The 26,468-nt window shown below is 65.5% G+C and carries 35 protein-coding genes; 11 read left to right on the top strand and 24 right to left on the bottom strand.

All coding sequences use genetic code 11. The features are described 5' to 3' along the window. Positions 1-171: 171 nt before the first annotated feature. From ABID37_RS23090 to ABID37_RS23060, 7 genes are all read right to left on the bottom strand, one after another. Positions 172-1,050, bottom strand: a complete 879-nt coding sequence (locus tag ABID37_RS23090; RefSeq protein WP_354199127.1) for a 3-hydroxybutyryl-CoA dehydrogenase — start codon at positions 1,048-1,050, stop codon at positions 172-174. A gap of 102 nt (positions 1,051-1,152) precedes the next feature. After that, positions 1,153-2,082 (bottom strand): electron transfer flavoprotein subunit alpha/FixB family protein, encoded by a 930-nt coding sequence (locus tag ABID37_RS23085; RefSeq protein WP_354199125.1) that lies wholly within the window; start codon positions 2,080-2,082, stop codon positions 1,153-1,155. A gap of 23 nt (positions 2,083-2,105) precedes the next feature. Continuing rightward, positions 2,106-2,855 carry an electron transfer flavoprotein subunit beta/FixA family protein gene (locus tag ABID37_RS23080; protein ID WP_354199123.1) on the bottom strand — a complete coding sequence of 250 codons (750 nt, stop codon included), beginning with the start codon at positions 2,853-2,855 and terminating at the stop codon, positions 2,106-2,108. A gap of 211 nt (positions 2,856-3,066) precedes the next feature. After that, positions 3,067-3,837 (bottom strand): rhomboid family intramembrane serine protease, encoded by a 771-nt coding sequence (locus ABID37_RS23075; protein ID WP_354199121.1) that lies wholly within the window; start codon positions 3,835-3,837, stop codon positions 3,067-3,069. 34 nt (positions 3,838-3,871) lie between these two features. Beyond that, positions 3,872-4,453, bottom strand: a complete 582-nt coding sequence (locus ABID37_RS23070; RefSeq protein WP_354199119.1) for a cob(I)yrinic acid a,c-diamide adenosyltransferase — start codon at positions 4,451-4,453, stop codon at positions 3,872-3,874. An 18-nt stretch (positions 4,454-4,471) separates the two neighbouring features. Continuing rightward, on the bottom strand, positions 4,472-4,663 hold the full coding sequence (locus ABID37_RS23065; RefSeq protein ID WP_354199117.1) for a twin transmembrane helix small protein: 192 nt from the start codon (positions 4,661-4,663) through the stop codon (positions 4,472-4,474). A 25-nt stretch (positions 4,664-4,688) separates the two neighbouring features. Next, the gene (locus ABID37_RS23060; protein WP_354199115.1) at positions 4,689-5,528 is read right to left on the bottom strand and encodes an SDR family oxidoreductase; all 840 of its coding nucleotides are present in this window, start codon (positions 5,526-5,528) and stop codon (positions 4,689-4,691) included. A gap of 74 nt (positions 5,529-5,602) precedes the next feature. On the opposite strand from ABID37_RS23060, the gene ABID37_RS23055 reads away from it, so the two are divergent. Then, positions 5,603-6,457: a YihY/virulence factor BrkB family protein gene (locus ABID37_RS23055; RefSeq protein WP_354199113.1), complete on the top strand. Its 855-nt coding sequence runs from the start codon at positions 5,603-5,605 to the stop codon at positions 6,455-6,457. On the opposite strand, the gene ABID37_RS23050 is transcribed toward ABID37_RS23055, so the two are convergent. Both ABID37_RS23050 and gluQRS read right to left on the bottom strand, forming a co-directional pair. Beyond that, a complete protein-coding gene (locus ABID37_RS23050; protein WP_354199111.1) occupies positions 6,424-7,323 on the bottom strand; it encodes a DMT family transporter in 900 nt (299 codons plus the stop codon). The two genes, ABID37_RS23055 and ABID37_RS23050, sit on opposite strands and share 34 nt — an antisense overlap. Positions 7,324-7,420: 97 nt before the next feature. Continuing rightward, the gene (gene gluQRS / locus ABID37_RS23045) at positions 7,421-8,308 is read right to left on the bottom strand and encodes a tRNA glutamyl-Q(34) synthetase GluQRS (protein ID WP_354199109.1); all 888 of its coding nucleotides are present in this window, start codon (positions 8,306-8,308) and stop codon (positions 7,421-7,423) included. A gap of 94 nt (positions 8,309-8,402) precedes the next feature. On the opposite strand from gluQRS, the gene ABID37_RS23040 reads away from it, so the two are divergent. Both ABID37_RS23040 and ABID37_RS23035 read left to right on the top strand, forming a co-directional pair. Then, on the top strand, positions 8,403-9,044 hold the full coding sequence (locus tag ABID37_RS23040; protein ID WP_354199107.1) for a DNA-3-methyladenine glycosylase family protein: 642 nt from the start codon (positions 8,403-8,405) through the stop codon (positions 9,042-9,044). 127 nt (positions 9,045-9,171) lie between these two features. Continuing rightward, entirely contained in the window at positions 9,172-9,729 is a 558-nt protein-coding gene (locus ABID37_RS23035; protein ID WP_354199105.1) for an HNH endonuclease, read from the top strand. 301 nt (positions 9,730-10,030) lie between these two features. Here the strand turns inward: ABID37_RS23035 and ABID37_RS23030 are convergent, their stop codons facing one another. From ABID37_RS23030 to ABID37_RS23005, 6 genes are all read right to left on the bottom strand, one after another. Continuing rightward, complete coding sequence (locus ABID37_RS23030; protein ID WP_354199133.1) at positions 10,031-10,306, bottom strand: HPr family phosphocarrier protein; 276 nt, start codon at positions 10,304-10,306, stop codon at positions 10,031-10,033. 17 nt (positions 10,307-10,323) lie between these two features. After that, positions 10,324-10,725, bottom strand: a complete 402-nt coding sequence (locus ABID37_RS23025) for a PTS sugar transporter subunit IIA (RefSeq protein WP_354199103.1) — start codon at positions 10,723-10,725, stop codon at positions 10,324-10,326. Positions 10,726-10,871: 146 nt separating this feature from the next. Further along, a complete protein-coding gene (locus ABID37_RS23020; RefSeq protein WP_354199101.1) occupies positions 10,872-11,345 on the bottom strand; it encodes an HPr kinase/phosphorylase in 474 nt (157 codons plus the stop codon). Continuing rightward, on the bottom strand, positions 11,342-13,114 hold the full coding sequence (locus ABID37_RS23015) for a sensor histidine kinase (protein WP_435521625.1): 1,773 nt from the start codon (positions 13,112-13,114) through the stop codon (positions 11,342-11,344). The genes ABID37_RS23020 and ABID37_RS23015 overlap by 4 nt, the downstream gene beginning before the upstream one ends. 30 nt (positions 13,115-13,144) lie before the next feature. Further along, the gene (locus ABID37_RS23010; protein ID WP_354199131.1) at positions 13,145-13,846 is read right to left on the bottom strand and encodes a response regulator; all 702 of its coding nucleotides are present in this window, start codon (positions 13,844-13,846) and stop codon (positions 13,145-13,147) included. A 34-nt stretch (positions 13,847-13,880) separates the two neighbouring features. Next, positions 13,881-14,156: a hypothetical protein gene (locus ABID37_RS23005; protein ID WP_354199097.1), complete on the bottom strand. Its 276-nt coding sequence runs from the start codon at positions 14,154-14,156 to the stop codon at positions 13,881-13,883. Positions 14,157-14,169: 13 nt separating this feature from the next. Between ABID37_RS23005 and ABID37_RS23000 the strand changes: the two genes are divergently transcribed. From ABID37_RS23000 to ABID37_RS22985, 4 genes are all read left to right on the top strand, one after another. Then, positions 14,170-15,780 (top strand): phosphoenolpyruvate carboxykinase, encoded by a 1,611-nt coding sequence (locus tag ABID37_RS23000; RefSeq protein ID WP_354199096.1) that lies wholly within the window; start codon positions 14,170-14,172, stop codon positions 15,778-15,780. A gap of 80 nt (positions 15,781-15,860) precedes the next feature. Continuing rightward, positions 15,861-16,298: an alternative ribosome rescue aminoacyl-tRNA hydrolase ArfB gene (gene arfB / locus ABID37_RS22995; protein ID WP_354199094.1), complete on the top strand. Its 438-nt coding sequence runs from the start codon at positions 15,861-15,863 to the stop codon at positions 16,296-16,298. 71 nt (positions 16,299-16,369) lie between these two features. Continuing rightward, positions 16,370-16,825, top strand: a complete 456-nt coding sequence (gene lysM, locus ABID37_RS22990) for a peptidoglycan-binding protein LysM (protein ID WP_354199093.1) — start codon at positions 16,370-16,372, stop codon at positions 16,823-16,825. An 88-nt stretch (positions 16,826-16,913) separates the two neighbouring features. After that, positions 16,914-17,525 (top strand): alpha-ketoglutarate-dependent dioxygenase AlkB family protein, encoded by a 612-nt coding sequence (locus ABID37_RS22985; RefSeq protein WP_354199091.1) that lies wholly within the window; start codon positions 16,914-16,916, stop codon positions 17,523-17,525. A gap of 170 nt (positions 17,526-17,695) precedes the next feature. On the opposite strand, the gene coaA is transcribed toward ABID37_RS22985, so the two are convergent. Genes coaA through hisB form a run of 9 tightly spaced genes read right to left on the bottom strand, consistent with a single transcriptional unit; the run spans position 17,696 to position 23,457 of the window. Then, positions 17,696-18,655, bottom strand: a complete 960-nt coding sequence (gene coaA, locus ABID37_RS22980) for a type I pantothenate kinase (RefSeq protein ID WP_354199089.1) — start codon at positions 18,653-18,655, stop codon at positions 17,696-17,698. A gap of 28 nt (positions 18,656-18,683) precedes the next feature. Next, positions 18,684-19,010, bottom strand: a complete 327-nt coding sequence (locus ABID37_RS22975) for a phosphoribosyl-ATP diphosphatase (protein ID WP_354199087.1) — start codon at positions 19,008-19,010, stop codon at positions 18,684-18,686. An 8-nt stretch (positions 19,011-19,018) separates the two neighbouring features. After that, entirely contained in the window at positions 19,019-19,813 is a 795-nt protein-coding gene (hisF, locus tag ABID37_RS22970; protein ID WP_354199085.1) for an imidazole glycerol phosphate synthase subunit HisF, read from the bottom strand. Positions 19,814-19,832: 19 nt separating this feature from the next. Continuing rightward, entirely contained in the window at positions 19,833-20,669 is an 837-nt protein-coding gene (locus tag ABID37_RS22965) for an arginase family protein (protein ID WP_354199083.1), read from the bottom strand. Further along, positions 20,666-21,418: a 1-(5-phosphoribosyl)-5-[(5-phosphoribosylamino)methylideneamino]imidazole-4-carboxamide isomerase gene (hisA, locus tag ABID37_RS22960; protein ID WP_354199081.1), complete on the bottom strand. Its 753-nt coding sequence runs from the start codon at positions 21,416-21,418 to the stop codon at positions 20,666-20,668. Before hisA ends, ABID37_RS22965 begins: the two co-directional genes overlap by 4 nt. Position 21,419: 1 nt before the next feature. Further along, positions 21,420-21,710 carry a DUF1330 domain-containing protein gene (locus tag ABID37_RS22955; protein WP_354199079.1) on the bottom strand — a complete coding sequence of 97 codons (291 nt, stop codon included), beginning with the start codon at positions 21,708-21,710 and terminating at the stop codon, positions 21,420-21,422. Positions 21,711-21,720: 10 nt separating this feature from the next. Next, positions 21,721-22,371, bottom strand: a complete 651-nt coding sequence (gene hisH / locus ABID37_RS22950; RefSeq protein ID WP_354199077.1) for an imidazole glycerol phosphate synthase subunit HisH — start codon at positions 22,369-22,371, stop codon at positions 21,721-21,723. Between the two features lies 1 nt (position 22,372). Next, positions 22,373-22,855, bottom strand: coding sequence for a DUF2628 domain-containing protein (locus ABID37_RS22945; protein WP_354199075.1), 483 nt, complete (start codon positions 22,853-22,855; stop codon positions 22,373-22,375). Between the two features lie 2 nt (positions 22,856-22,857). Further along, entirely contained in the window at positions 22,858-23,457 is a 600-nt protein-coding gene (gene hisB, locus ABID37_RS22940) for an imidazoleglycerol-phosphate dehydratase HisB (RefSeq protein WP_354199073.1), read from the bottom strand. Between the two features lie 186 nt (positions 23,458-23,643). Between hisB and hslV the strand changes: the two genes are divergently transcribed. The 4 genes from hslV to ABID37_RS22920 all read left to right on the top strand — a co-directional run bounded on the left by hslV (position 23,644) and on the right by ABID37_RS22920 (position 26,466). Further along, the gene (hslV, locus tag ABID37_RS22935; RefSeq protein ID WP_354199071.1) at positions 23,644-24,195 is read left to right on the top strand and encodes an ATP-dependent protease subunit HslV; all 552 of its coding nucleotides are present in this window, start codon (positions 23,644-23,646) and stop codon (positions 24,193-24,195) included. Continuing rightward, a complete protein-coding gene (locus tag ABID37_RS22930) occupies positions 24,185-24,715 on the top strand; it encodes a GNAT family N-acetyltransferase (protein WP_354199069.1) in 531 nt (176 codons plus the stop codon). Before hslV ends, ABID37_RS22930 begins: the two co-directional genes overlap by 11 nt. Before the next feature lie 87 nt (positions 24,716-24,802). Beyond that, positions 24,803-25,402 carry a DUF2585 domain-containing protein gene (locus tag ABID37_RS22925; protein ID WP_354199067.1) on the top strand — a complete coding sequence of 200 codons (600 nt, stop codon included), beginning with the start codon at positions 24,803-24,805 and terminating at the stop codon, positions 25,400-25,402. After that, positions 25,402-26,466 carry a hypothetical protein gene (locus ABID37_RS22920; protein WP_354199065.1) on the top strand — a complete coding sequence of 355 codons (1,065 nt, stop codon included), beginning with the start codon at positions 25,402-25,404 and terminating at the stop codon, positions 26,464-26,466. The genes ABID37_RS22925 and ABID37_RS22920 overlap by 1 nt, the downstream gene beginning before the upstream one ends. Positions 26,467-26,468: the final 2 nt, after the last annotated feature.

The following is a 26,468-nucleotide window of genomic DNA, read 5'->3' as shown; positions in this document are numbered from 1 at the left end:
CTCATCGCCAACGGAAAACCACCGATCCTCGCAATCGCAGCGACCATGCGAAAGATCATCATAACCCTCAACGCAAGGCTCAGAGACAATCAAAAACCATCAGAGTTGATGACGATGACGTGTTTGCCAGAGCAATATGCGGCGGCCCTGTCCGCTGCAGGCAGATGAAAATCAGCGCGTCGGCACCGGATGTTCGCCGCGATAGTCGTAGAAGCCCCGCCCGGTCTTGCGGCCGAGCCAGCCGGCTTCGACATATTTCACCAACAGCGGGCACGGTCGGTACTTGGAATCCGACAGGCCGTCATGCAGCACCTGCATGATCGACAGGCAGGTGTCGAGGCCGATGAAGTCGGCAAGCTGCAGCGGGCCCATCGGATGGTTCGCCCCGAGCCGCATCGCCGTGTCGATCGCCTCCACCGAGCCGACACCCTCATAGAGCGTGTAGATCGCCTCGTTGATCATCGGCAGCAGGATGCGGTTGACGATGAAAGCCGGGAAATCCTCCGACACGGTGATCGTCTTGTCGAGCTTGTTCACATAGGCCTTGGCCGCCTCGAAGGTCTGGTCCTCCGTGGCGATGCCGCGCACCAGCTCGACCAGCTTCATGACCGGAACCGGGTTCATGAAATGAATGCCGATGAAACGCTCCGGGCGGTCGGTCTGTGCCGCCAGCCTCGTGATGGAGATCGAGGAGGTGTTGGTGGCGAGGATCGCCGTCGGGTTGAGCTGCGGACAAAGCTCGGCGTAGATTTTGCGCTTGACCGTCTCATCCTCGGTGGCCGCCTCGATGACGAGATCGGCGGCGGCAAGGTCGGACATGGCTTGGGCGCCGGAAATGCGCGCCAGCGCATCCTTGCGGGCCTTTTCCTCGAGCTTGCCCGACGACACCTGCCGCGCCATGTTGCCGCTGATCGTCGCCAAGCCCTTCTCGATGCGGTCGGCCGAGATGTCGTAGACCAGCACATCGTAGCCGGCCAGAGCCGAGACATGGGCGATACCTCCGCCCATCTGGCCCGCTCCGACGATGCCGACCGTTCCGATCTTGCTCATTCCTGACCCCGTCTGACTGAAATTTGTGCAGTGCAAACTAAAAGGACGGGGCGACTTCGTCTACCCCGTCCGCAACAGTTTAATACGCTCTGCGTGTCGCGGTCAAAGCGCCTTTTGGAGTTCTGGGAGGACTGTGAAGAGGTCGCCGACGATGCCGTAGTCGGCGACCTGGAAGATGGGGGCTTCCTCGTCCTTGTTGATGGCGACGATGACCTTGCTATCCTTCATGCCGGCCAGATGCTGGATGGCGCCGGAGATGCCGCAGGCGATGTAGAGGTCGGGGGCGACCACCTTGCCGGTCTGGCCGACCTGCCAGTCGTTGGGGGCATAGCCGGCATCGACGGCGGCACGGGAAGCGCCGACGGCCGCGCCCAGCTTGTCGGCCAGCGGCAGGATCACCTCCTGGAACTTCTCGGCCGAGCCCAGCGCGCGGCCGCCCGAGATGATGATGCGGGCCGAGGTCAGCTCCGGACGGTCGCTCTCCGACAGCCTGTTCTCCACGAAAGAGGACACGCCGGGATCGGCGGCGGCGTTGACGGTCTCGACGGCGGCCGAGCCGCCTTCCGGCGCGGCCTGGAAGGAGGCGGTGCGCACGGTGATGACCTTCTTCGGCTCGCTCGCCTGCACCGTCTGGATGGCGTTGCCGGCATAGATCGGACGCTTGAAGGTGTCGGGCGAGACGACCTCGACGATCTCCGAGACCTGCGCCACGTCGAGCAGGGCGGCGACGCGCGGGGCGACGTTCTTGCCCGACGAGGTCGCCGGGGCGACGATGGTGTCGTAGTCGGGGGCCAGCGACACGACCAGCGCCGCGAACGGCTCGGCCAGGCGCTCGGCCAACTCGTCGGCTTCGGCCAGCAGCACTTTTCGGACACCCTTGAGCCTGGCGGCGGCATCGGCGGCGGGCTTGGCGCCCTTGCCGGCGACCAGCACGTCGACGTCGCCGCCGATCTGCGAGGCCGCGCTCAGCGCCTTGGCGGTCTGGTCCGACAGCGAGGCGTTGTCATGTTCGGCGATGAGAAGAATTGCCATGGTTTTATCCCTTTCCGCTTCGCTCAGAGAACGCCGGCTTCGTTGCGCAGCTTGTCGACCAACTCGGCCACCGAGCCGACCTTGACGCCCGCCTTGCGCCCGCCCGGCTCCTCGGTCTTCAGAACCTTCAGGCGCGGGGCGACGTCGGCGCCGAAATCGGCCGGGCTCTTCTCGTCCAGCGGCTTCTTCTTGGCCTTCATGATGTTGGGCAGCGACGCATAGCGCGGCTCGTTGAGGCGCAGGTCCGTGGTCACGATCGCCGGCAGCTTCAACTCCACCGTCTGCAGGCCGCCGTCGACCTCGCGCGTCACCCTCGCCTTGTCGCCGTCGATCTCCACCTTCGAGGCGAAGGTGCCCTGGGCCCAGCCCAGAAGGGCGGCCAGCATCTGGCCGGTCTGGTTGCAATCGTCGTCGATCGCCTGCTTGCCGAGGATCACCAGGCCCGGCTCTTCGGCCTCGACCACCCCTTTCAGCACCTTGGCCACGCCCAGCGGCTCCACCGCCTCGTCCACCTTGACCAAGATCGCGCGGTCGGCGCCCATGGCCAGCGCCGTGCGCAGCGTCTCCTGCGCCTGCTGAGGCCCGATCGACACCACCACGATCTCCTCGACCTTGCCCGCTTCCTTCAGGCGGATCGCCTCCTCCACCGAAATCTCGTCGAACGGGTTCATCGCCATCTTCACATTGGCAAGCTCAACACCCGAGCCGTCGCCCTTCACCCGAACCTTGACATTCGCATCCACAACCCGCTTCACGGGCACGAGAACTTTCATCGCTAACTCACCTCTCGAGATTTCCTTGGATGCGCAATAGCAGCGCTTTCCCTGTCAAAATTGTCCAAAGCCGACATTTTCCAGCGCCATGTCGTGGTATTCGGCGCCTGTAGTGGCGGAGGGGCTTCCCCAGGCGGCCGGAACCGTAGTTTGGGGCTCCAGACCCGTCAATATGTGCAGTGCAAACAAAATCGTTTGAATTGCCGCAATCCTATTGCCTGCCCCAGCGCGGCGCCGGTTCCTTGTCCACGGGTTCGAGCGCGCTCTTCTGCTCCACCGCCACGCTGCGCGGCAGAACCACCTCCCGGTCGAACAGCGGCACGTCGCGGCGCTTGAAAACCAGGAGGAGCACCGCCCCCGCAATAATGCCCCCAACATGGCAGGCCCAGGAAATCTGGTCCTCGGCAAAGCCGAGGAACATGACGAATTGCAGGGCGATCCAGGCAGCCAGCGCGAGATAGGCCGGCACACGCAGCGGAATGCGGCCGAAGGCGAGGATCCACACCTTTACCCGGGGGTGCAACAGCAGATAGGCGGCGACGACCCCGGCCACGGCGCCCGAGGCACCGATCAGCGGCGCCTGCGATTCCGGCGCCACCATCCCGTGCACGAAGGCGCCCGCTGCCGCGCACAGCAGATAGAAGGCAAGGAAGCGCAAATGCCCCATGGCGTCCTCGACATTGTCGCCGAACACCCACAGGAACAGCATGTTGCCGCCCAGATGCAGGATATCGAGGTGCAGGAACGAATAGGTGAGGTAGCTCCACTGCTCCGGCACCACAACGAATTGCGGTGCGAGCTCGGCGTTGTCGTAGATCACCGAGGGGATGAAGCCGAGGCCGAGCATGGCGGCGTTGGAGAAGTCCTCGCCGGCCAGCCGCGTGGTGCAATAGACGATGACGTTGAGCGCGATCAGGCCGATCGTGACATATTGGAGCTTGATGTGGTGCAGGCTGTTGGCGTCATGCAGCGGAATGAACATGGGGCTCCTGCCGGCACGGGCTCAGAGAAATCGCTCAGCGGTTCTTGCCCGGCACCCATAACACATCGGCATTTCCGTTGTCATTGACCGCCCGCGCCGCCACGAACAGCAGGTCCGACACGCGATTGATGTAGCGGATGCCTTCCGGATTGACGTGCTCGCCTTCCTGCTGCGCCAGTGCCACCATCTCGCGCTCGGCCCGGCGGGCCACCGTGCGGGCCAGATGCAGCGCGGCCGCAGCCGGCGTGCCGCCATTCAGCACGAAGGAGCGCAGCGGCGACAGGTTCTTGTTGAGGAGGTCGATGTCCTGCTCCACCCGCGTCACCTGCGAGGCGACGATGCGCAGCGGCTCGTAGTCCAGCTTCTTGCCGGTGTCCGGCGTCGCAAGATCGGCCCCGAGATCGAACAGATCGTTCTGGATGCGGCCGAGCATGGCGTCGATCCCGGCATGCGCCCCGCCCGTATGCACCCGGGCGAGCCCGATGCAGGCATTGGCCTCGTCGACCGCGCCGAAGGCTTCCACCCGCTGGTCGCATTTCAGCCGCCGCTCCCCGGTGCCGAGCCCGGTGGTGCCGCCGTCCCCGGTGCGGGTGTAGATCTTGTTCAGCCTGACCATGAAACCCTCCCTGATCCCTTACCTGCCGGTCAGATAAAGCGCGAGCAGGAGAAACACCAGCGCCACGAACTGAAGCATGATGCGCGCCTGCATCAGCTTGTTGGAGGTGTTGCCCGAGCCGCCGCGCATCATGTTGACGAGACCGCGGACCAGAACCACGACCACGGCGAACATGAAGATGACGGCGATGACGTTGAATACGGTTGCCATGGGAATGTGTCCGGTTTGTCTTCTGTCAGGCGGCTCGGGAAAGGATGCGGTAGAGCACGCCCGCGGGAAGCAGGCGCTTCATCAGCACCCCGATCCTGGCCGGCACCGTTACCACATAGTGTGGCCGCGGGCGCCGCGACACAAGCGCATGGTGGAGCGCCCGGTAGACGACCGCCGGGTCGGCCCGCACCTTGTCGTTGGCCTCGCGCACCTGCTCGAGCTGGGCCCGGTAGTCGTCCCGATAGTGCGAATTGCCGTAATCGACATGCTTCAGGAACCAGGTCATGCCGTTGCGGTGGATATTGGAGCGCACCGGTCCCGGCTCGATCAGCGAGACATGGATGCCGCTGCCCTCCAGTTCCTGGCGCAGAGCCAGCATCAGGCCTTCCACCGCATGCTTGGACGCGCAGTAGGCCCCCCGCAAACGCGCCGGCATCAGGCCGAGGATTGACGAGCAGTGCACCAGCCTTCCATGGCCCTGCGCCCGCATGGCGGGCAGGACGCGGCGGGTAAGGTCATGCCAGCCGAAGACGTTGGCCTCGAACTGCTCGCGCAGCGCCTCCACCGGCAGGTCCTCGACCGCGCCGGCCTGCGCATGGGCGCCGTTGTTGTAGAGCGCATCGAGCCGGCCGCCGGTCCGCTCCATCACCGCTTCCACCAGCGCCTCGATCGATTCGGGCTCGCGATAGTCGAGATAGAACGCCTCGAACCCGTCGTTTCGCAACGCTTCGATGTCCTGATCCTTGCGCGCCGTGGCGAAAACCCGCCAGCCGTCCGCCTTGAGAGCGCGGGCGCAATGGGCGCCGATGCCCGACGATGCCCCGGTCACAATGATTGTGGGCGACTGTGCTGCAGGACCGGTCATTCTTCCCTGGGGCTTGTCTTTCGGGGCCAACCCTTCCCATATTCGCGGCCTCGATTCAATCACGGGACGGGCCATTGTTACGCAGGATCGTAGCCGTCAAACGTGTTCTTTATGACGCGCTCGGGCATTTCAACTATGATGACGGCTGGGCCATGGCCAGTCATCTGGCCATCTCGGCATTGATGGCGCTGTTCCCGTTCCTGATCTTCGCCACCACGCTGGCGTCCTTCCTCGGCGCCCAGGCTTTCGCCGATACCGCGGTGCATCTGGTGTTCGACACATGGCCCGAACAGATCGCCCAGCCCATCGCGCGCGAAGTGCTGAACGTGCTCACGGTGCAGCGCACCGACCTGCTCACCTACGGCGTCCTGCTCGCCGCCTTCTTCGCCTCCAACGGCATCGAGGCGCTGCGCACCTCGCTCAACCGCGCCTACCGGGTGACGGAGAACCGCGGCATCATCCACCGCCGGGTGCAGAGCCTCGTCTTCGTGCTGATCGGGTCGGCCGTCTTCTTCGCCATCAGCGTGCTTCTGGTGTTCGCGCCGCTGATCGCCCGCCTTGCCGAAGCACGGCTGGAATGGATCGGCCCCTATATGGGCACAATCACCTTCTGGCGTTACGCCATCGCCGCCACGGTGATCATCGGCGGGCTGTTCGCGGTGCATTTCTGGCTGCCTGCCGGGCGCCGCAGCCTGCTGTCGATCCTGCCCGGCATCGGCTTCACCCTCGTCGCCTGGCTGGTCGGTTCGGTGGTGTTCGGCACCTATATCGACAATTTCTCCTCCTATGCCTCGACCTATGCGGGGCTGGCCTCGATCATGATCGCCGTCGTCTTCCTCTACATCATCTCGGCGATCTTCATCCTCGGCGGAGAACTGAACGCCGCCATCAGCCGCTATCTGGAAGCGCGCGCCCGCGTCGGCGCCTGAAGGCCCGGCGCGCGGGCCGTGGCCAGCCCGACGCCGAGCGTGGTGACGGCCATGCCGACGATCTGCACCGGCGTCAGGCTCTCGCCGAACAGCGCCCATGCCATCAGCGCGGTCACCGCCGGCACCAGGTAGAACAGCGAGCCGACCTTCGCCATCTCGCCGTCGCGGATCAGGATCATCAGCAGGAAGATCGCGCCCACCGAAAGCACCAGCACCAGCCAGGCCATGGCAAAGACGAGTTCGCCGTTGAGCACCACGGCCCGCGTCTCGAACAGCAGCGAGGCCGGCACCGCCACCGCCGCGCCGCCGACATATTGCCAGAACGTGCCCGCCACCAGATCGCTGCCGGAGCCGTGGCGCTTCTGCCAGATCGTGCCAGCGCTGATGGCGACGACGGCAAGCACCGATGCCTCCAGCGTGGCGGCGGTGATGCCGCTGCCGGCGACCCCGAGCTTCGGCCACAGCACGGTGACCACCCCGACCAGCCCGATGGCAAGGCCCAGCCAGTGGCGCGGCAGGATTTTCTCGCCGAGCACCTGCCCCGCCATCACCGCCGTGATCAGCGGTTGCAGGCCGACGACCAGCGCCGAAAGTCCGGCTGGCATGCCCTTGTGGATCGCCCAGAACACCCCGCCCAGATAGACGCCGTGCATCAGCGCCCCGGCCCCGATGGCGTGCAGCACGGTGTTGCGCGGCAGTCTTTGCGAGCCCAGCACGAGCAGCAGGAGCGCAAAGAGGGCCGCCGCGATGACGAAGCGTCCGCTCAGGAAGGTGAATGGTTCGGCCCACGGCATGGCGTAGCGCGCACCGATGAAGCCGGTCGCCCACAGGACGACGAAGAGTGGGGGAATGAACCGCTTCATCATGAACCTTTCAGCCGGGCGGGAGGGTCGCCCGTAGTCAGGCCGCATGCCTTAATGCCCCCGGACCGGACAGGCAAAGGAAAACCGGTGGGCCATCGGCTCACAGGCCGACGAGTCGCCTGATGTCGCCGGGTGTCTTTCCGTCGGCGCGCAGCGCCGCAAGCCCGGTGTGCCCGAGGGTCTTCGACAGCTTGCGCCCTTCCGCATCGAGGATCAGGCGGTGATGGCGATAGGCCGGCGCCGGCAGGCCGAGCAGTTCCTGCAACAGGCGCTGGATCGCGGTGGCATGGTAGAGGTCGCGGCCCCGCACCACATGGGTCACGCCCTGCAAGGCATCGTCGACGATGACGGACAGGTGATAGCTGGTCGGGATTTCCCGCCGCGCCAGAATGACGTCGCCCCAGGCGGAAGGATCGGCCGCAACCGTTCGGAACCGCCCAAGATCGTCGTCGTCATACTCCCGCCATTCCAGAGGGCGGCCCGGCGACAGGTCAAGACGCGCCAGTGCCGCCGCCACGTCCAGCCGCCAGGCGAAGGGTTGGCCGTCCCCGATGCGCCGCTGCCTTTCCGCCGTTCCCAGCGACTTGTCGAGCCCCGGATAGAGCGGCGCGCCGTCCGGATCGCGCGGCCAGTCCCGCCCCGCCTTGTCCTGACCGGCAATGAAGGCCCTGATCTCGCCCCGACTCATGAAGGCCGGGTAGACCAGTTCTTCCTCAATGAGCCGCGCCAATGCCTGCGCATAGTCCTCGAAATGCTCGGACTGGCGCCGCACGGGCTCTTCCCATCCGATGCCCAACCAGCGCAGGTCCTCATGGATGCCGGCCTCATATTCAGGCGTGCAGCGGGTAAGGTCGATGTCCTCGATGCGCAGAAGCAGCCTGTCGTCACCGGCCTTCGCCAGATCGCTGTTGAGCAATACCGACAGGGCATGGCCCAGATGCAGCTCGCCATTTGGGCTCGGCGCGAAGCGGAAGGTCGATCCTGTCATCTGGTGGCGGCAATCGGGTTGTTCGGCTCTTGCGGCGATTGCTACTCTCGGCCATCAACGGACACAAGCCACCCTGGCAGGGCATCGACGGCATATGCAACGCATCGAAACGACTGACCACATCGCGCTCGGCCTCGACGCGCTGTGCACGCTCGACCCGCGCCTCGCCACGGTCAGGACGAAGGCCGGCGAGGTGCCGCTGCGCCTCTCGGAGCCCGGTTTCCGCAGCCTCGCCTCGATATTGGTGTCGCAGCAGGTTTCGCGCGCCAGCGCCGACGCCATCTTCGGCCGCCTGACCGGACTGCTCGATCCGCTGACGCCGGAGGCCGTTCTGGAAGCCGGCGAGGACACCTTCCGCACCGCCGGCCTGTCGCGCCCCAAGCAGCGCGGCCTGCTCGCCGCGGCCGCCGCGGTGGCGCAGGGACTCGACCTCGACGGGCTCTGCCAGCTCGATGCCGGCGAGGCCCACCGGCTGCTCACCGCCATTCCAGGCATCGGCACCTGGACGGCCGATTGCTACCTTTTGTTTGCCGCCGGCCATCCCGACATCTTCCCGGCCCGCGACGTGGCGCTGCAAACCGCCGTCGGCCATGCGCTGGCCATCGATCCGCGCCCCGCCGAGAAGGAACTTCTGCGTCTGGCCGAATCATGGCGCCCATGGCGAGGCGTCGCGGCGCGCCTATTCTGGGCCTACTATCGCGAGTTGCGGGGCCGCGAGGCCGCGCCGCCGGCCTGAAGCCTCAAGAAAACGCTTCAAACACGCGTGTTTGAGGGGTTTGCGGCCTCACAATCCGCTTCACATCCCTGTCATGGGAGGCGTACAGTATCCGCGGCGTCGAGCAGACGGAAAGGAGACTGGGCAAGTGACGGTCGCCGTATCCCCGGATGGGCTTCCCGCACTGGTGCTGAACGCGGACTATCGCCCGCTCAGCTATTACCCCCTGTCGCTGTGGTCGTGGCAGGACGCCATCAAGGCCGTGTTCCTCGACCGTGTCAACATCGTCGCCGAATACGAGCATGCGATCTCGTCGCCCAGCTTCACCATGAAGCTGCCGAGCGTGGTCAGCCTCAAGACCTATGTGAAGCCGTCGCGCTATCCTGCTTTCACCCGCTTCAACGTGTTCCTGCGCGACCGTTTCCGCTGCCAGTATTGCAACACGGCAGAGGATCTCACCTTCGACCACGTGATCCCACGTCGTTGTGGCGGCACGACGACGTGGGAGAACATAGTCGCCGCCTGTTCCCACTGCAATTTGCGCAAGGGGGGCATGCTTCCGTCGCAGGCCCGGATGTGGCCGCAGCAGAAGCCCTACCGCCCCACCGTCCAGGACCTTCACAACAACGGCCGGCTGTTCCCGCCCAACCATCTGCATGAAAGCTGGATGGACTTTCTCTACTGGGATGTCGAGCTGGAGCCCTGAGGCGCGACCTGCCTTCGCCGGAGCCCTTCAGATTCTGTCCTGCCTATCATCCCCAAAGGCGGGAGACGTAGCCTTACGGCTTGGCCACCGCTTTTTCCATCCTCGGCAAGGTTTCGGGATGGATTCTCGACCTTGGAGCGACCGCAGGGAGCGGAGAGTGTCGGGAATCCATGCCGGAACCTTCAAAGTCACGGAATGGACCCCGGACAGCTTTCGTTTCGCTGCGGCTTCCGGAATTATGATGGGGATCGGGTTACGTTATCAACCGGCACGGAGCGAACCTGGAAGATCGCGACGCGCTCTAGACTTCCTCGCCGAAGCGGTTGGAAATCAGCTCCACCAGCGCGTCGAGCGCGGCTTCCGCGTCGGGGCCGCTGGCGAGCACCCGGATCGAGCAGCCGGGGCTGGCGGCGAGCATCATCAGGCCCATGATCGAGGTGCCGCCGACGCGCATGCCGTCCTTCTCGACCGAGACGACGGCGTCGAACCCGCTGACCATCTGGACGAACTTGGCCGAGGCCCGGGCATGCAGGCCGCGCTGGTTGACGATCTCCACCTCGCGCGCCAGTTCTTCCATGTCGTCCAGTCCGCCGCTCATTTGCTGGCCAACAGTTGACTGGCAACGTTGATGTATTTGCGCCCGGCCGCCTGCGCCTCCTCCAGCGCCACGGGCATGTCGTCGTTCTTGCGCACGCTCGACAGCTTGATCAGCATCGGCAGGTTCATGCCGGCGATCACCTCGGTGCGGCCGGCCTCCATTACCGAGATGGCAAGGTTGGAGGGCGTGCCCCCGAACATGTCGGTCAGCACAATGACGCCGGCGCCCGTGTCCACCTCGGCAACGGCCCCGACGATGTCGCGGCGGCGCTGTTCCATATCGTCATCGGGGCCGATGGCCACGGTCGCCAAATGGTCCTGCGGGCCGACGACATGTTCCAGCGCGTTGCGGAACTCGTCAGCCAGTCGACCGTGCGTGACGAGCACGAGTCCGATCATCGTTGGATGGCTCCCGTCATGGCCCCTTCACAAGCGCTTTTTATACTCGCCACCCCGGCGGCGTTGGGTGCGCTATCTTGTCGAGACGCGGCGCGTTGACAAGCCCTAAAGTGCACCATAGCGAGCCATTTTGCCGCACCGCAGCATCAATTTCCGCTGAAAGGCGGCAGTCTCAGCCACGATATAAGCATTTGCGCGGCCGAAATCACATCCCCGGCCGGCAGGTCGATGCGCGGCACCCGGCAGTCGGCGATGACCTCGCTCGCCTCCTCCTGCATGCGCGCCACCGCGCCGGCCGGCACCAGCCGTCCGACCAGGTCGATGACGGCGGCGGGCTCGCTTGCCAGTTCGCGCGGGCCGAGGCCGAACACCTCGACCAGGCCGCTGATGGCGGGCGGCGCATGGCAGACCAGCCGTCCGCCATGACCGCTCACGAAAAGCTGATCGTCGGCCACCAGCCGGGCAAAGCGCCCGCCGGCGCGCAGGCGCCCGATCAGGGCGATTGCCAGGGTGCTCTTGCCGGCACCCGACGGTCCGGTGATCAGGATGCCGCGATCGCCGGCCAGGACAGCGGTGGCGTGGATGTTGGTGCGGCCGGCGGCGGGGCCGGAAGCGCTCACGGCTCCACCGGCAAGGTGATGGTGAAGCGCGCGCCGCGCGCCTCTCCCGGCTTGCCGCCGGGAATGTTCTCCGCCGTCAGCGTGCCGCCATGCGCCTCGATGATCTGGCGGCTGATCGACAGGCCGAGGCCGGAATTCTGGCCGAACGCCTCGCCGGACGGACGGTCGGTATAGAAGCGCTCGAAGATGCGCTCGACCGCATCGGCACGGATGCCCGGCCCGTTATCGTCGATGGTGATGATGTGCGAATTGCCCGACCGCTCCAGGGAAATCGTAATGACGCCGTGGTCGTCCGGCACGAAGGAGCGCGCGTTCTCGATCAGGTTGGTGATGACCTGCCCCAGCCGCAGCTCATGGCCGCTGACGCGATAGCCCTTGACCCCCTGTGGCTGCGCCGCGATATGGAGCTGGATGTCGACCGGCTTCTTGTGCCGCGAGGCCTCGCGCGACACCGCCACGAGGTCGGTGAGGAATTTCTTGAGGTCGACGCCGGAGGCATCCTCGCGGGCGAGCTCCGCGTCGAGACGCGAGGCGTCGGAAATGTCGGTGATGAGCCGGTCGAGCCGGCGCACGTCATGCTGGATGACCTCCATCAGCCGGGCGCGCGAGGAGTCCGACTTGGCCAGCGGCAGCGTCTCCACCGCGCTGCGCAGCGAGGTCAGCGGGTTCTTCAGCTCATGGCTGACATCGGCCGCGAAACTCTCGATGGCCTCGATGCGGGCATAGAGCGCATTGGTCATGTCGCGCACCGCAATGGAAAGGTTGCCGATCTCGTCCTGCCGGTCGGAGAAATCCGGAATTTCCTCGCGGCTCTTGACGCCGCGCCGCACCCGCACGGCCGCCGCCGCCAGCCGGCGCAGCGGATTGGCGATGGTCGAGGCCAGAAGCAGCGACATCAGCGCCGTCACCAGCGCCGCGATGCCGAACACGCGCAGGATCGCCTTGCGTTCCGCCGCGACGATCTTGTCGATGTCGCCTTCGGTGGACAGCATCAGCACGCCGAGCACGGCCCGGAAACGCTGGATCGGCACCGCCACCGACACCACCTGCTCGCCCTTCTCCGAAATGCGCACGATGGTCGAGGGGCTGCCGGTCAACGCCTTCATCACCTCGGGATAGGCCGCGCCATTGCCGCCCGGCTGCTCGTGGTAGATCGGCAGGTCGCGGTTGCGGAACAGGTCGAAGACGAACTTCTCCACCCGCTCCAATATGTTCGGCTGGTCCCCGTCTATCGCCGGCAGGTCGTAGCGCAGGATCTGGCCGCGCGAATAGAGCCGGCGCGAATCGAGCAGCAGCACCGCGTCGCGGTCGTAGACGCGGGCGCGGGTCTTGGTCGGCGAGATCAGCCGGCGCAGCAGCGGCGCGACGCGCTCGGGATTGATCGGGAAATCGAGGTTGTCGAGCTGGTCGGAACTCGGCGCCAGGCTCTCGCCGGCCTGGAGTTCCAGCAGTTTTTCCGGGTCTATGCTGATCGAATCGGTCTCGATCGTGGCCGAGGAGGCGATGGCGCTGGCGATGATCTCGCCCTGCGTCATCAGGCTTTCGACACGCGCGTCGATGAGGCCGTCGCGGAAGGTGTTGAGGTAGAGGATGCCCGTCACCATCACCGCGAGGCCGGCCAGGTTGACGAACAGGATGCGCCTGGTGAGGCTGGAGAAGAAGTGATGGCCGAGGAAGCGGCGGATCGGCACCGTCACGCGCGACAGCACCGAAAGACGGCGGGCCGGGCGTCTCGCGGCGCCCGCCGGCTTCTTCAGCTCTGCTTCCATGGCCATGGCCCTGCGGCCCCCGTTGCCGCCTTACGCTTCCTTGAAGCGGTAGCCGACGCCATACAGTGTCTCGATCATCTCGAAGTCCTCGTCCACTGCCTTGAACTTCTTGCGCAGCCGCTTGATGTGGCTGTCGATGGTACGGTCGTCGACATAAACCTGTTCATCATAGGCCGAATCCATCAGCGCGTCGCGGCTCTTCACCACGCCCGGCCTTTGCGCCAGCGAGTGCAGGATAAGGAATTCGGTCACCGTCAGCGTCACCGGCTGGCCCTTCCAGGTGCAGGTGTGGCGCTCCTGGTCCATGACGAGCTGACCGCGCTCCAGCGAACGGGTCTGCTGGTTCGGCGTCTTGGCGGCGGTTTCGCGGGCGCCGGCGCGGCGCAGCACGGCCTTGACGCGCTCGACCAGAAGGCGCTGCGAGAAGGGTTTGCGGATGAAGTCGTCGGCGCCCATCTTGAGCCCGAACAATTCGTCGATCTCGTCGTCCTTCGAGGTCAGGAAGATGACCGGAAGGTCGGTCTTTTGGCGCAGGCGGCGCAGAAGCTCCATGCCGTCCATGCGCGGCATCTTGATGTCGAGAATGGCGAGGTTCGGCGGACGGGCGGCCAGCCCCTCCAGCGCCGACGCGCCGTCCGTGTAGGTCTCGACCCGGTAGCCTTCGGATTCCAGGGCTATGGAGACCGAGGTCAGGATGTTGCGGTCGTCGTCGACAAGCGCGATCGTTGCCATTTCGAGCGGCTCCCTCATGGGCGACTGTCCCTTCTCAAAGCAGAAGGGCTTGTGCAGGACAAATTAGGTACAAAATGTGGCGCGTGCATTCAACCGCGCCGTGCTGCCGCACACCCTTGCAGCCGGCGTCGACCAAACCCGGTGCCCGGGCATCCCGCCAGCAGCCCTGCACTTTTCCCACATCTAAACGATTTAAACAACTTTCAAATTTTTTAAATCGATTAATGATTTGATATTGTTTGTTTTTTCTGGTTCTCACCGGAAAAGGCCTCGGCAGCGACGGCCCCGCATCCTTTGCATCCGCGTACATTGAAAGGACTTCCATGTCGGAAATCGGCAAACGCAATCCTGCACTCGGGCTCGATGCACTCGGCCTTCGCACCTCCGGCAAGGTGCACTTCAATCTCGGGCCGGCCGAGCTTTGCGAGGAGGCGGTCCGCCGCGGCGAAGCCCAGCTCACCGCACATGGCGCGCTGGTGGCAGACACCGGGCAGTACACCGGCCGTTCGCCCAAGGACAAGTTTGTCGTCCGCGACGAGAACACCGAGGATCACGTCTGGTGGGACAACAACAACGCCATGACGCGGGCGCAGTTCGATGCCCTCCATGCCGATTTCCTCGCCCACGCCGCGACCCGCGACCTGTTCGTGCAGGACCTGATCGGCGGCGCCGACCGCTCGCTGGCCCTGCCGACCCGCGTCGTCACCGAATTCGCCTGGCATTCGCTGTTCATCCGCAACCTGCTGATCCGTCTTTCCGACGAGGAGATTGCCGGCTTCGTGCCGGAAATGACGATCATCGACCTGCCGTCCTTCCGCGCCGACAATGCCCGCCATGGCGGCCGCAGCGAGACGCTGATCGCCGTCGACCTCACCCGCAAGATCGTGCTGATCGGCGGCACCCGCTATGCCGGCGAGATGAAGAAGTCGGTGTTCACCGCGCTCAACTACGTCCTGCCCGCCAAGGGTGTCATGCCCATGCACTGCTCGGCCAATGAGGGCCCCGACGGCGATGCGGCCGTGTTCTTCGGCCTCTCCGGCACCGGCAAGACCACGCTTTCGGCCGATCCGAAGCGCACGCTGATCGGCGACGACGAGCATGGCTGGGGCCCGCACGGCATCTTCAATTTCGAGGGCGGCTGCTACGCCAAGACCATCCGCCTCTCGGCCGAGGCCGAGCCGGAAATCTTCGCCACCACGCGCCGCTTCGGCACGGTGCTGGAAAACGTCATCCTCGACGACAGGCGCGTGCCGGACTTCGACGACGGCTCGCGCACCGAGAACACGCGCTGTGCCTATCCGCTGGATTACATCCCCAACGCCAGCGCCACCGGCCAGGCCAGCCATCCGAAGAACATCATCATGCTGACCGCCGACGCCTTCGGCGTGATGCCGCCGATCGCGAAGCTCACCCCGGCGCAGGCCATGTACCATTTCCTGTCCGGCTACACCGCCAAGGTGGCCGGCACCGAGCGCGGCGTGACCGAGCCGGAAGCGACCTTCTCCACCTGCTTCGGCGCGCCCTTCATGCCGCGCCACCCCTCGGAATACGGCAACCTGCTGCGCGAACTGATCGCCACGCACGGCGTCGATTGCTGGCTGGTCAACACCGGCTGGACCGGCGGCGCCTACGGGGTCGGCAGCCGCATGCCGATCAAGGCGACGCGCGCCCTGCTGACGGCCGCGCTCGACGGCTCGCTCAAGCAGGTCGAATTCCGCACCGACCCCAATTTCGGCTTCGAAGTGCCGGTTTCGGTGCCGGGCGTCGACCCGTCGATCCTCGACCCGCGCTCGACCTGGGCCGACAAGCAGGCCTATGACCTTCAGGCGGCCAAGCTGGTCGGCATGTTCATCGACAATTTCGGCAAGTTCGAGAGCCACGTCGACGCCGCGGTGAGGAGCGCGGCTCCCCACTTTCAGGAAGCCGCCGAATAAGGCTTAGAGAACCCGACAGCAGAAAGGCCCGGTCCCGATCGGGCCTTTTCTTTTTGTCTTTCAGGCCGCATGACTGCACCATGGGCACCGAGAACGACATCATCATCGGCAGGGAAGCCGTCATCCACGACGACGAGCTCGAGGAAGTGTTCATCCGCGCTTCCGGGCCGGGCGGCCAGAACGTCAACAAGGTGGCGACCGCCGTGCAGTTGCGCTTCGACGCCGCCAATGCGCGCGGCCTGTCGGAGCGCGTGCGCGCAAGCACGATCAGGCTCGCCGGCCAGCGCGCCACCAAGGACGGCGTCATCGTCATCGAGGCTGCCCGTTTCCGGACGCAGGAGCAGAACCGCGCCGATGCCCGCCAGCGGCTGGCCGCACTCGTCGCCCGGGCGGCCGAGCCGCCACCGCCGCCGCGCAAGAAGACGAAACCCACCAAAGGCTCGGTGGAACGCCGCCTGAAGGCCAAGGCCGGCCGCTCGGTGGTGAAGAAATTGCGGGGCAGGATCGAAAACGATTGAAAATCCCGCCGTCTCTTCCATGTTTACTTGCTAACTGCGAATACCACATCGGTTGATAGAAGGAGACCACAATGGGTATTTTCGACTTCGTGAAGAACGTCGGTGCCAAGCTCGGCTTTGGCGACGACGAAACCCCGGATGCGGACGCGCTGAAGAAGGAACTCGATTCCCACAAGCTCGGCACTGACAACGTCAAGATCGAGGTCAACGGCGACACGGCGGTGCTGAAGGGCGAAGTCGCGGACCAGTCGGCGCTCGAAAAGGCGATCATCGCGGTCGGCAATACGCTGGGTGTCTCCAAGGTGCAGGCCGATGAGCTGACGGTGGCGACTCCGGACGCCACGGTCAAGGAAGCGGTTTTCTACACGGTCAAGAAGGGCGACAACCTCTCCAAGATCGCCGAGGCCCATTACGGCAAGGGCAAGGCCTCGAAATACACCGTCATCTTCGAGGCCAACAAGCCGATGCTGACCCACCCCGACAAGATCTATCCCGGCCAGGTGCTGCGCATTCCCGATCTGGGCTGAGATTCGAGGATTTTTTGAAGGAACGGCGGCTTTCGGGTCGCCGTTCTGTTTTTTGGCATTCCAATGTCTGCCGATCAGGAACAGGCCAATGTCCGCTCTGCCAGAAGGCGTCCGCCACTTTCCCCTCTATCTGTCGCCGTCGCAGCAGGCCGGGCTGGTCGAGGAGATCAGGCGGATCGTGCAGGCCGCGCCGCTGTTCGTGCCGGCCATGCCGCGCACCGGCAAGGAAATGAGCGTGCGCATGACCAATTGCGGCGAAATGGGATGGGTCACCGACAAGGAGCGCGGCTACCGCTACCAGCCCGTCCATCCGGTCACCGGCGAGCCTTGGCCGCCGATTCCGGAAACGCTGCTGGCGATCTGGCGCGACGTTGCCGGCCATGAAAAGCCGCCGCAGGCCTGCCTCGTCAATTTCTACGACGAGCGCGCCCGCATGGGCCTGCATCAGGATCGCGACGAATCCGATTTTTCCGCGCCGGTGGTGTCGGTCTCGCTGGGCGACGACTGCCGTTTCCGGGTCGGCACCGCCGAGCGCGGCGGCCCGACCGCGTCGCTCCGGCTGGCGAGCGGCGACGTGCTGGTGCTGGGCGGGCAAAGCCGCCTCGCCTATCACGGCGTCGACCGCATCTACCCGCGGACCTCGCCGCTTCTGAAGAATGGCGGCCGCATCAACCTGACGCTGCGCCGCGTGAGTGAGTAGGCTGAACTGGGCCTTTCAGGTCCGGACCAAATCGCCCCTCATCCCCCTGCCGGGACCTTCTCCCCGCAAGCGGGGAGAAGGATGCTGTCCGCAACGCTGGTGGCCCCCTCTCCCTGCTTGCGGGGAGAGGGTAAGGGTGAGGGGCCGTTTCCGGCAGAACCCAAAGGGTCCTACAGCTTCCGGAGCGCCACTTCCTCGACGAGATGGTCGGCGCCCTTGCGCAGGATAAGGTCGGCGCGCGGGCGCGTCGGCAGGATGTTCTCGCGCAGGTTCTTCAGGTTGATGTTCATCCACAGCCCCTCGGCGATCGCCTGCGCCGCCCCTTCGGAAAGCTGCGAATAGCGGTGGAAGAACGAATCCGGGTTGCGGAAGGCGGTTTCGCGCAGCCGCATGAAGCGGGCGATATACCAGTCGTGGATCAGCTTCTCGTCGGCATCGATATAGATCGAGAAGTCGAAGAAGTCCGACAGGAAGGGCACGAACTTGCCGTCCGGCGGCAGGTGGCGCGGCTGCAGGACGTTGAGACCCTCGAAGATCAATATGTCCGGCCGGTCGATGGTGGTGAAGGCGCCCGGAATGACGTCATAGGTCAGGTGCGAATAGAGTGGCGCCTGCACGTCCTTCTCGCCGGACTTGATGGCCGACAGGAAGCGCAGCAGCGCGCCGACGTCGTAGCTTTCGGGAAAGCCCTTGCGCTCCATCAGGTCCTCGCGGCGCAGAACCTCGTTGGGCAGCAGGAAGCCGTCCGTGGTGATCAGGTCGACCTTGGGGCTGGAAGGCCAGCGCGCCAGCAAATCCTTCAGCACGCGCGCCGTCGTCGACTTGCCCACCGCGACCGAGCCGGCGATGCCGATGATGAACGGCGTTTTGGTCGTGGTCTTGCCGTTGAAGAAGACGCGGCGCTGCTCGGCCAGAAGTTGGCTCGCCTCGACATGGGCGGAGAGCAGGCGCGACATCGACAGGTAGATGCGGCGCACCTCGTCGAGGTCGACCGGGTCGTTGAGCGAACGCAGCCGGTTGATTTCCTCGCCGGTCAGGGTCAGCGGCGTATCGGCCCTGAATTTCGACCATTCCTGCGCCGAGAAGAACAGGTAGGGAGAATATTGTGCGGTCGGCGCAAGCTGATCCATCGCGTCTCCTGCCCCTCGGCTTCGGGCGTCAGCCCGGCTGGCTCCGGGATGCCTTCTCGGCGACGCCCGACTGCCCGGTCCGCCGCTCGAGTTCGGCCAGCACATCGTCGAGGGAAACGCCCGCGATCGCCAGCACGACAAGCCAATGATAGAGAAGGTCGGCGCTTTCCGAAATGACGCCTTTGGTATCGCCCTTGACCGCGGCGATGACCGTTTCGACGGCTTCCTCGCCGAGCTTCTGGGCGGCCTTGTCCATGCCCTTGGCGAACAGCCGCGCGGTCCACGATTCCGCATCGCCCGAGCGCGCCCGTTCGCGGATCGTGGCTTCCAGGTCGGAGAGCGAGAAACTGGCCATGGCGCCGTTTAGTGCCGATCCGGGCCGGAGTCGAGTCGAACCTCGATGCCGGCGGCGGCCATATGCGCCTTGGCTTCGGCGATGGAATAGGTGCCGAAGTGGAAGATCGAGGCGGCGAGCACCGCCGTCGCGTGGCCGTCACGTATGCCCGCGACCATGTGGTCGAGATTGCCGACGCCGCCGGAGGCGATCACTGGGGCGCGCACGGCATCGGCCACCGCCCGCGTCAGCGCGATGTCGTAGCCGACCTTGGTGCCGTCGCGGTCCATGGAGGTGAGCAGGATTTCGCCGGCGCCAAGGTCCACCACGCGCCGGGCGAACTCGACGGCATCGATGCCTGTCTTCTCGCGTCCCCCATGGGTGAAGATCTCCCAGCGGTCCGCCTCGCCTTCGCCGCTGACCTTCTTGGCGTCGATGGCCACGACGATGCACTGGTTGCCGAACTTGTCGGCGGCTTCCGCCACGAATTCCGGGTTCTTCACCGCCGCCGTGTTGATCGACACCTTGTCGGCGCCGGCCAGGAGCAGCTTGCGGATATCGGCCACCTGCCGCACGCCGCCGCCGACGGTCAGCGGCATGAAACACTGTTCGGCGGTACGCGCCACCACGTCGAAAATGGTTTCGCGGTTGTCGGAAGAAGCGGTGATGTCGAGGAAGCAAAGCTCGTCGGCGCCGGCCGCGTCATAGGCGCGGGCGGCCTCCACCGGATCGCCGGCATCGACCAGATCGACGAAATTGACGCCCTTCACCACGCGGCCGTCTTTCACATCCAGGCAAGGGATCACGCGGGCCTTGAGAGTCATGCGGAAAATTCCTTGTCCATCAGATGCGTTCAAGCGCCGCGAGCAGGTCGACCAGCAGATGGCCCGCCACCGGCGGCACGTCGCCCTGCGGGTCGAAGGCCGGGTCATAGGCCGAGAGCGTGACGCCGCTGATCGGCATGGAGCGGCCGATGCCGCAGACGATCTTCCCCAATTCGTTCGGGTCCGGGCCGCCGGGCGTCGTGTAGCGGTTCACCTGCAACATGTCAGGATCGAGAACGTCGAGGTCAATATGCAGATGCGTGCGCACCGCGCCGGCCGCGTTCAGCTTGCCCGCCTGTTCGACGGCGCTCGTACATGTGGAACGCAGCACGGGCAGCGCGTCGAGCAGCTTGCGCTCGTCGTCATCGAGGTCGCGCGCATCGACCAGCAGGCAGCGGGCCGGGTCGATCGCCTTAAAGCCGGGAACCGTGTGCGCGATCGGCTTCCAGCACAGGCCAAGCGCAATCGCCAGCGCCATGCCGTCGAGGAAGCCGTGCACGGAGGTTTCCGGCGTATTGATATCGCCGTGCTGGTCGAACCAGATAATGGAATCGGCCTGTTCTCCAGCCACCGCGCCAACGGTGGTGAGGCAGTTGCCGGCCAGCACCACCGGGAAACGGCCATCCTCCAGCGCCGCATCGACCCTGCCCGCCACCGCCCGGCACACGGCAAAGCCGGTGGCGATCTCGCGCGGCTGGTCGCCGCCCACCTTGCCGATGTCCTCGACGTCGACATCGTGGCCCGCCAGCGTCAGCGCCTCGACCAGCCCGCCGGTGACGAGCGCGTCCGGCCCCTGGCCGAAGCCGGATTGGTAGTGCCCGCTGTCATAGGGGGCGAGGACAAGGGAGAGCTTCATTGCGCCGCCGCCTGCCGTTCACGCGCCTCGCGCAAAATGGCGAGCGCCTCGGCTGGATCGATGCGTCCGTCATAGAGGGCACGGCCGGAAATCGCGCCTTCGAGCTTGGCCGCATCGGGCATGGTCATGCGCACGATGTCGGCGATGGAAGCGAGCCCGCCTGAGGCGATCACCGGGATCGACACCGCCTCGGCCAGATCGATGGTCGAGGTCCAGTTGATGCCGGCCAGCACGCCGTCGCGGTCGATGTCGGTGTAGATGATCGCCGCCACGCCCGCGCCCTCGAACTTCTTCGCCAGTTCGGTGACCCCGAGTTCGGAGGCTTCGGCCCAGCCCTCGACCGCCACTTTTCCGCCGCGCGCGTCGATGCCGACGGCCACCTTGCCGGGGAATGCCTTGCAGGCTTCCTTCACAAGCTCGGGCGCGCGCACCGCCACGGTGCCGAGGATGACGCGGGCCAGCCCCTTGTCCAGCCAGCTTTCGATATGCGCCAGCGTGCGGATGCCGCCGCCGAGCTGCACCGGGTTCTTCGTCGTCTTGAGGATCGCCTCGACGGCCGCGCCATTGACGCTCTGCCCCTCGAAGGCGCCGTTGAGATCGACGACATGCAGCCACTCGAAGCCCTGCTCCTCGAAGGCGCGGGCCTGCGCGGCCGGATCGTTGTTGTAGACGGTCGCCTGGTTCATGTTGCCCAGCTTGAGGCGCACGCACTGGCCGTTCTTGAGGTCGATGGCGGGGAAAAGGATCATGTCAGGCTCCCTCGACGATGACGACCTTGCCGACCGAACCGGCCAGCCTGTGCTTCAGCGCTTCCTGGTATTCGGGCGAATTGTAGCAGGCCAGCGCCGCCTCGTAGGAAGGGAACTCGACGATGACATGGCGGTTGCCGGTAGGGCCCTCGGGGTTTTCGAAACGCCCGGCGCGCACCAGGAATTTCGCGCCGTATTTGGCGAAGGCCGCCCCGTTCGCCTCGATATATCTACCGTAGTGTTCAGGATCGCGAACATCCACCATCGCCATCCAGTAGCCCTTCTTGCTCATGTCCGCCTCCTTACGGCTTCCAGCGCAGGAAATTGGCGATGAGCGCCAGGCCGAGCGACTGGCTCTTCTCGGGGTGGAACTGGGTTCCAACGAGATTGTCGCGCGCCACCGCGGCCGTCACCGGGCCGCCATAGTCGGCCAGTGCGATCACCTGTTCGGGCTTCCGTGCATCGAGTTGGTAGGAATGGACGAAATAGGCATGCAGCCCGTCCGGCCCGGTCGGAATGCCGTCGAACAGCGGATGGTCGCGCGTCACGCGAAGCGTATTCCAGCCGATCTGCGGGATCTTGAGCGCAGGATCGGACGGCGCGATTTCCTTCACGTCGCCCGCGATCCAGCCGAAGCCCTGCGTGACCGTCTTTTCCAGCCCGCGCTCGGACATGAGCTGCATGCCCACGCAGATGCCGAGGAACGGCCGGGCGCGCGCGATCGCCGCTTCCTCGACCGCCTCCCACATGCCTTCGACGGCGCGCAGGCCGGCGGCGCAATCGGCATAGGCGCCGACGCCCGGCAGCACGATGCGGTCGGCGCCGCGCACGCGATCCGCATCCGCCGTCAGCTCGATGTACGCCGCGATGCCGGCTTCCCGCGCCGCCCGCTCGAAAGCCTTGGTCGCCGAGCGCAGATTGCCCGAACCGTAGTCGATGATGGCGACGCGCATGTCAGTTTCTGCCGTATTGGATCAGGCCGAGCGAAGGCGCAGGCCGTAGCGGGCGCTGCCCCGCGGTTTCTGCCGGAACGATGGCCATGGCGGGTTCCGGTTCGTCAGGTTCGGCGGCCGCCTCATGCGCATAGCGCATATAGGCTTCGTCGGCATTGCCGGCCTCGACCACACCCCATTGGCGAAAGCCGCGGCGGCGGAGCGCCGCAACGCGCATCGCCTGTCCTTCCAGCCCGACATAGATGGAAACCAGCAGCCCCAGCAGCGAACCGGCGAAGCCCATGCCGGCCATTTCGCCGAAACCGGTGAACGCCCCCATGACCAGAAAGGCGATGATCGCCTCCGCCCACAGCCGGTGCCACAACAGCCACAGCGGCGGCACGAGGAACGCCGGCCACGAGAAACCGTCGCGCAGCAGCACCGCCTGCTCGGCCCGGCTTTGCGGGCTGCCGTCGGGCGGCAGCATCACGACATGGCTGGCCATCGCTACCCTTTCAGCGATCCCTTGGTGGAGGGAATGGCGTCCGGCTGGCGCGGATCGGGCTCCGTCGCCGCGCGCAACGCCCGCGCCACCGCCTTGAAGCAGGTTTCGGCGATGTGATGGTTGTTGGCACCGTAGTGGTTGGTGACGTGCAGCGTGATGCCGGCATGCTGCGACAGCGCCTGGAAGAACTCACGCACCAGTTCGGTGTCGAAGGTACCGATCTTGGGCGACGAGAATTCGACGTTCCAGACGAGGAACGGCCGGCCGGAAACGTCGACGGCGGCGCCGGTCAGCGTCTCGTCCATGGCAAGATCGATCGAGGCATAGCGCATGATGCCGCGCCGCTCGCCCAGCGCCTTGGCCAGGGCCTGCCCGATGACGATGCCGGTGTCCTCGACCGTGTGGTGGTCGTCGATGTGCAGGTCGCCCTTGGCGCGCACCGTCATGTCGATCAGCGAATGGCGCGAAAGCTGGTCCAGCATATGGTCGAAGAAGCCGACGCCGGTGGAGATGTCGGACTTGCCGGCGCCGTCGACATCGAGCGAGACCGTGATCTCGGTCTCCTTCGTCTTGCGGCTGACCTCGGCGGAACGCTCGACCATGAACCCTTCCCCTTATCCTCAAGGGCAAACTGGAAAACGCAAGCCTTCTAGCAGCATGAGGGGGCGATTGCCAGTTGGCAAAGCGGCGTTTGCAATCGCGTGGCGGCGACATAAATAAGCAGGCGAAACATCTCGTAATGTGCCGCTCGCTTCAGATGAAGGGCCGGCGCGACATCGGAGCTCCAAATGTCGAATGAACTGACCATGCACGCCACGACCATCATCACCGTGCGCAAGGGCGGCAAGGTGGTCATCGCCGGCGACGGGCAGGTAAGCCTCGGCCAGACCATCATGAAGGGCAACGCCAAGAAGGTGCGCCGCATCGGCAAGGGCGGCAACGTCATCGCCGGTTTCGCCGGCGCCACCGCCGACGCCTTCACCCTCATGGAGCGGCTTGAGGCCAAGCTGGAACAATATCCCGACCAGTTGACGCGCGCCTGCGTGGAACTGGCCAAGGACTGGCGCACCGACCGCTATCTGCGCCGGCTGGAAGCCATGATGCTGGTGGCCGACAAGAACGTGTCGCTGGCGCTGACCGGCACCGGCGACGTGCTGGAGCCCGAGCACGGCGTCATGGCCATCGGCTCCGGCGGCAACTATGCGCTGGCCGCCGCCCGCGCCCTGATGGACACCGACAAGGATGCCGAGGAGATCGCCCGCAAGGCGATGGAAATCGCCGCCGACATCTGCGTCTACACCAACCACAGCTTCGTGATCGAAACCCTCGATGCTGCCTGAGCCGGGGCAACCTGAGCCGGAGCGACGCTACAGCTTCCGAGCCGTCACCGAAGGCGACCTGCCGCTGCTGCGGCGCTGGCTGGAAGCACCGCACGTGGCCGAATGGTGGACCGACGGTACGGAAGCGTCGCTGGCTTCGATCCGGGAAGCCATGGACAGCGTATCCGTCGAGCCGCTGATCGTGGAACTCGACGGCAGGCCCATCGCCTATCTGCAGGCCTACGATCCGCATCTGGAGGACGACCACCCCTATGCGGATCAGCCCTTCGGCACGCTCGGCCTCGACATCTCCATCGGCCCGGCGGAACTGTTGGGCGTGGGCCACGGCTCGGCCATCCTCGCGCAATTCGCGCAGGACCTGTTCGACGAGGGCGCACCGCGCGTCGTCATCGATCCCGATCCCAAGAACCACAGGGCCATCCGCGCCTATGAGAAGGCCGGCTTCCGGGTGCTCGGCGAGCGCACCAGCCAGTACGGGCCCGCGCTGTTGATGGCGCTCGACGCCGACGAAGAGGACTGAGCCGGCCAAAACTTTCCCCTTCAAATCGCCGCGCTATGTGTTCTTGTCGGCACAGACAGGATGATTCGCCGCGAAGGGGGACACGACTTGGCTCAACTCACCGCACCGCACGAACGCGCATCCTGGGGGCTGGACTGGAAGGCGGGCGTGCTGGCGGCAGCGCTGCTGGTAGCCGCGCAGGCCGCGATCCTGCGCCTCATGGGCCATATCTGGATCTGCAAATGCGGCTACGTGAAGCTGTGGCACGGCGTCGTGGTCAGCCCGGAGAACTCCCAGCACATTTCCGACTGGTACACTTTCTCGCACGTCATCCACGGTTTCCTGTTCTACCTGCTGTTCTGGGTGCTGTTCCGCCGCTCGACCGTGTGGACGCGGCTGTCCTTCGCCATCCTGCTCGAAGCCGCATGGGAAATCCTCGAAAACAGCCCGATCATCATCAACCGCTATCGCGAGGCGACCATCTCGCTCGACTATTTCGGCGACAGCATCATCAACTCGGTCTTCGACACGCTGTTCATGGTGCTGGGCTTCCTCCTCGCCGCCCGCCTGCCCGTCTGGCTTATCGTGGTGCTGGCCATCGCCTTCGAGCTGGTCGTCGGCTACCTCATCCGCGACAACCTGACCCTCAACGTGCTGATGCTGGTCTATCCGCTGGAATCGGTGAAAACCTGGCAGGGAGGGCTGTGATGGCGGCCACGATATCGGACAAGACGGCCATCTCCGGCGATACGCTGGAGCGCGCCATCGCCCAGGGTGTGCTGACACTCCGGCAGGCCGAGATGTTGCGCTATCTGGAGAACACCGCCACCGGCATCCCGGCCGCGGCCCCGACCGACGACGAGAAATTCCGCTTCATCAACGGCTTCGGCGACATCTTCGTCACCATCGGCATAGCCCTCTTCCTCGGCGCGCTGTCCTATTTCGCTATGGAATGGGTCGGCGGGGCCGGGGCCGGCTTCACCGTGGCGCTGGCAAGCTGGCTGCTGGCCGAATATTTCACCCGCAAGCGGCGCATGGCGCTGCCCAGCATCGTGCTGCTGCTCGTCTATGCGGTTTCGGTCTTCACGGCCACGGTGGTTCTCGCAGCCGATTCCGAGGCCTTCAGCTTCGCCACGCTTGAAAAGGAAGGCTGGCCCGTCGTCGTCGCCGGCCTCGTCACCATCGCCGCGACGGCGCTGCATTACTGGCGCTTCCGCATCCCCATCACCTTCGCCGCCGGCGTGGCCGCGCTGGTCGCCAGCGTTCTGGCGCTGGTGGTCAGCGTGGCGCCCGATTTCGCCGAACGGTTCCTCCGGCCTCTCCTGCTGATCTGCGGACTTGGCGTCTTCGCGCTTGCCATGCGCTTCGACCTCAGCGACCCGCAGCGCCAGACACGCCGCACCGACATCGCCTTCTGGCTGCACATGCTGGCGGCACCGCTGGTCGTCCATCCGCTGGTCAGCGGCCTGATCGGAACCGGCGGGCTGACCATGGCCGCGTCGCTGGGCGTGCTGGCGATCTTCATCGGCCTCGCCCTCGTGGCAGTTCTGGTGGACCGGCGCGCCATTCTGGTCTCCGGCCTTTCCTATGCCGGCATCGCCTTCGGCTCGCTGGTCAGGCAGATCGGCCTCAGCGAAAGCGTGGTGCCGCTGACCCTGCTCGTGCTGGGCGCGCTGGTGCTGCTGCTCAGCGCCGGCTGGCATGGACTGCGCCGCCGGCTGCTGGCCCTGTTGCCGGTTGCCCTTGTACGCAGGCTTCCATCTCATACATAAGC

It is taken from the genome of Aquamicrobium terrae, assembly GCF_040545735.1.
Taxonomy (GTDB): Bacteria; Pseudomonadota; Alphaproteobacteria; order Rhizobiales; family Rhizobiaceae; genus Mesorhizobium; species Mesorhizobium terrae_A.
The sequence above is the reverse complement of the archived record's forward strand: the minus strand, read 5'-3'. Positions and strand labels throughout refer to the sequence as shown.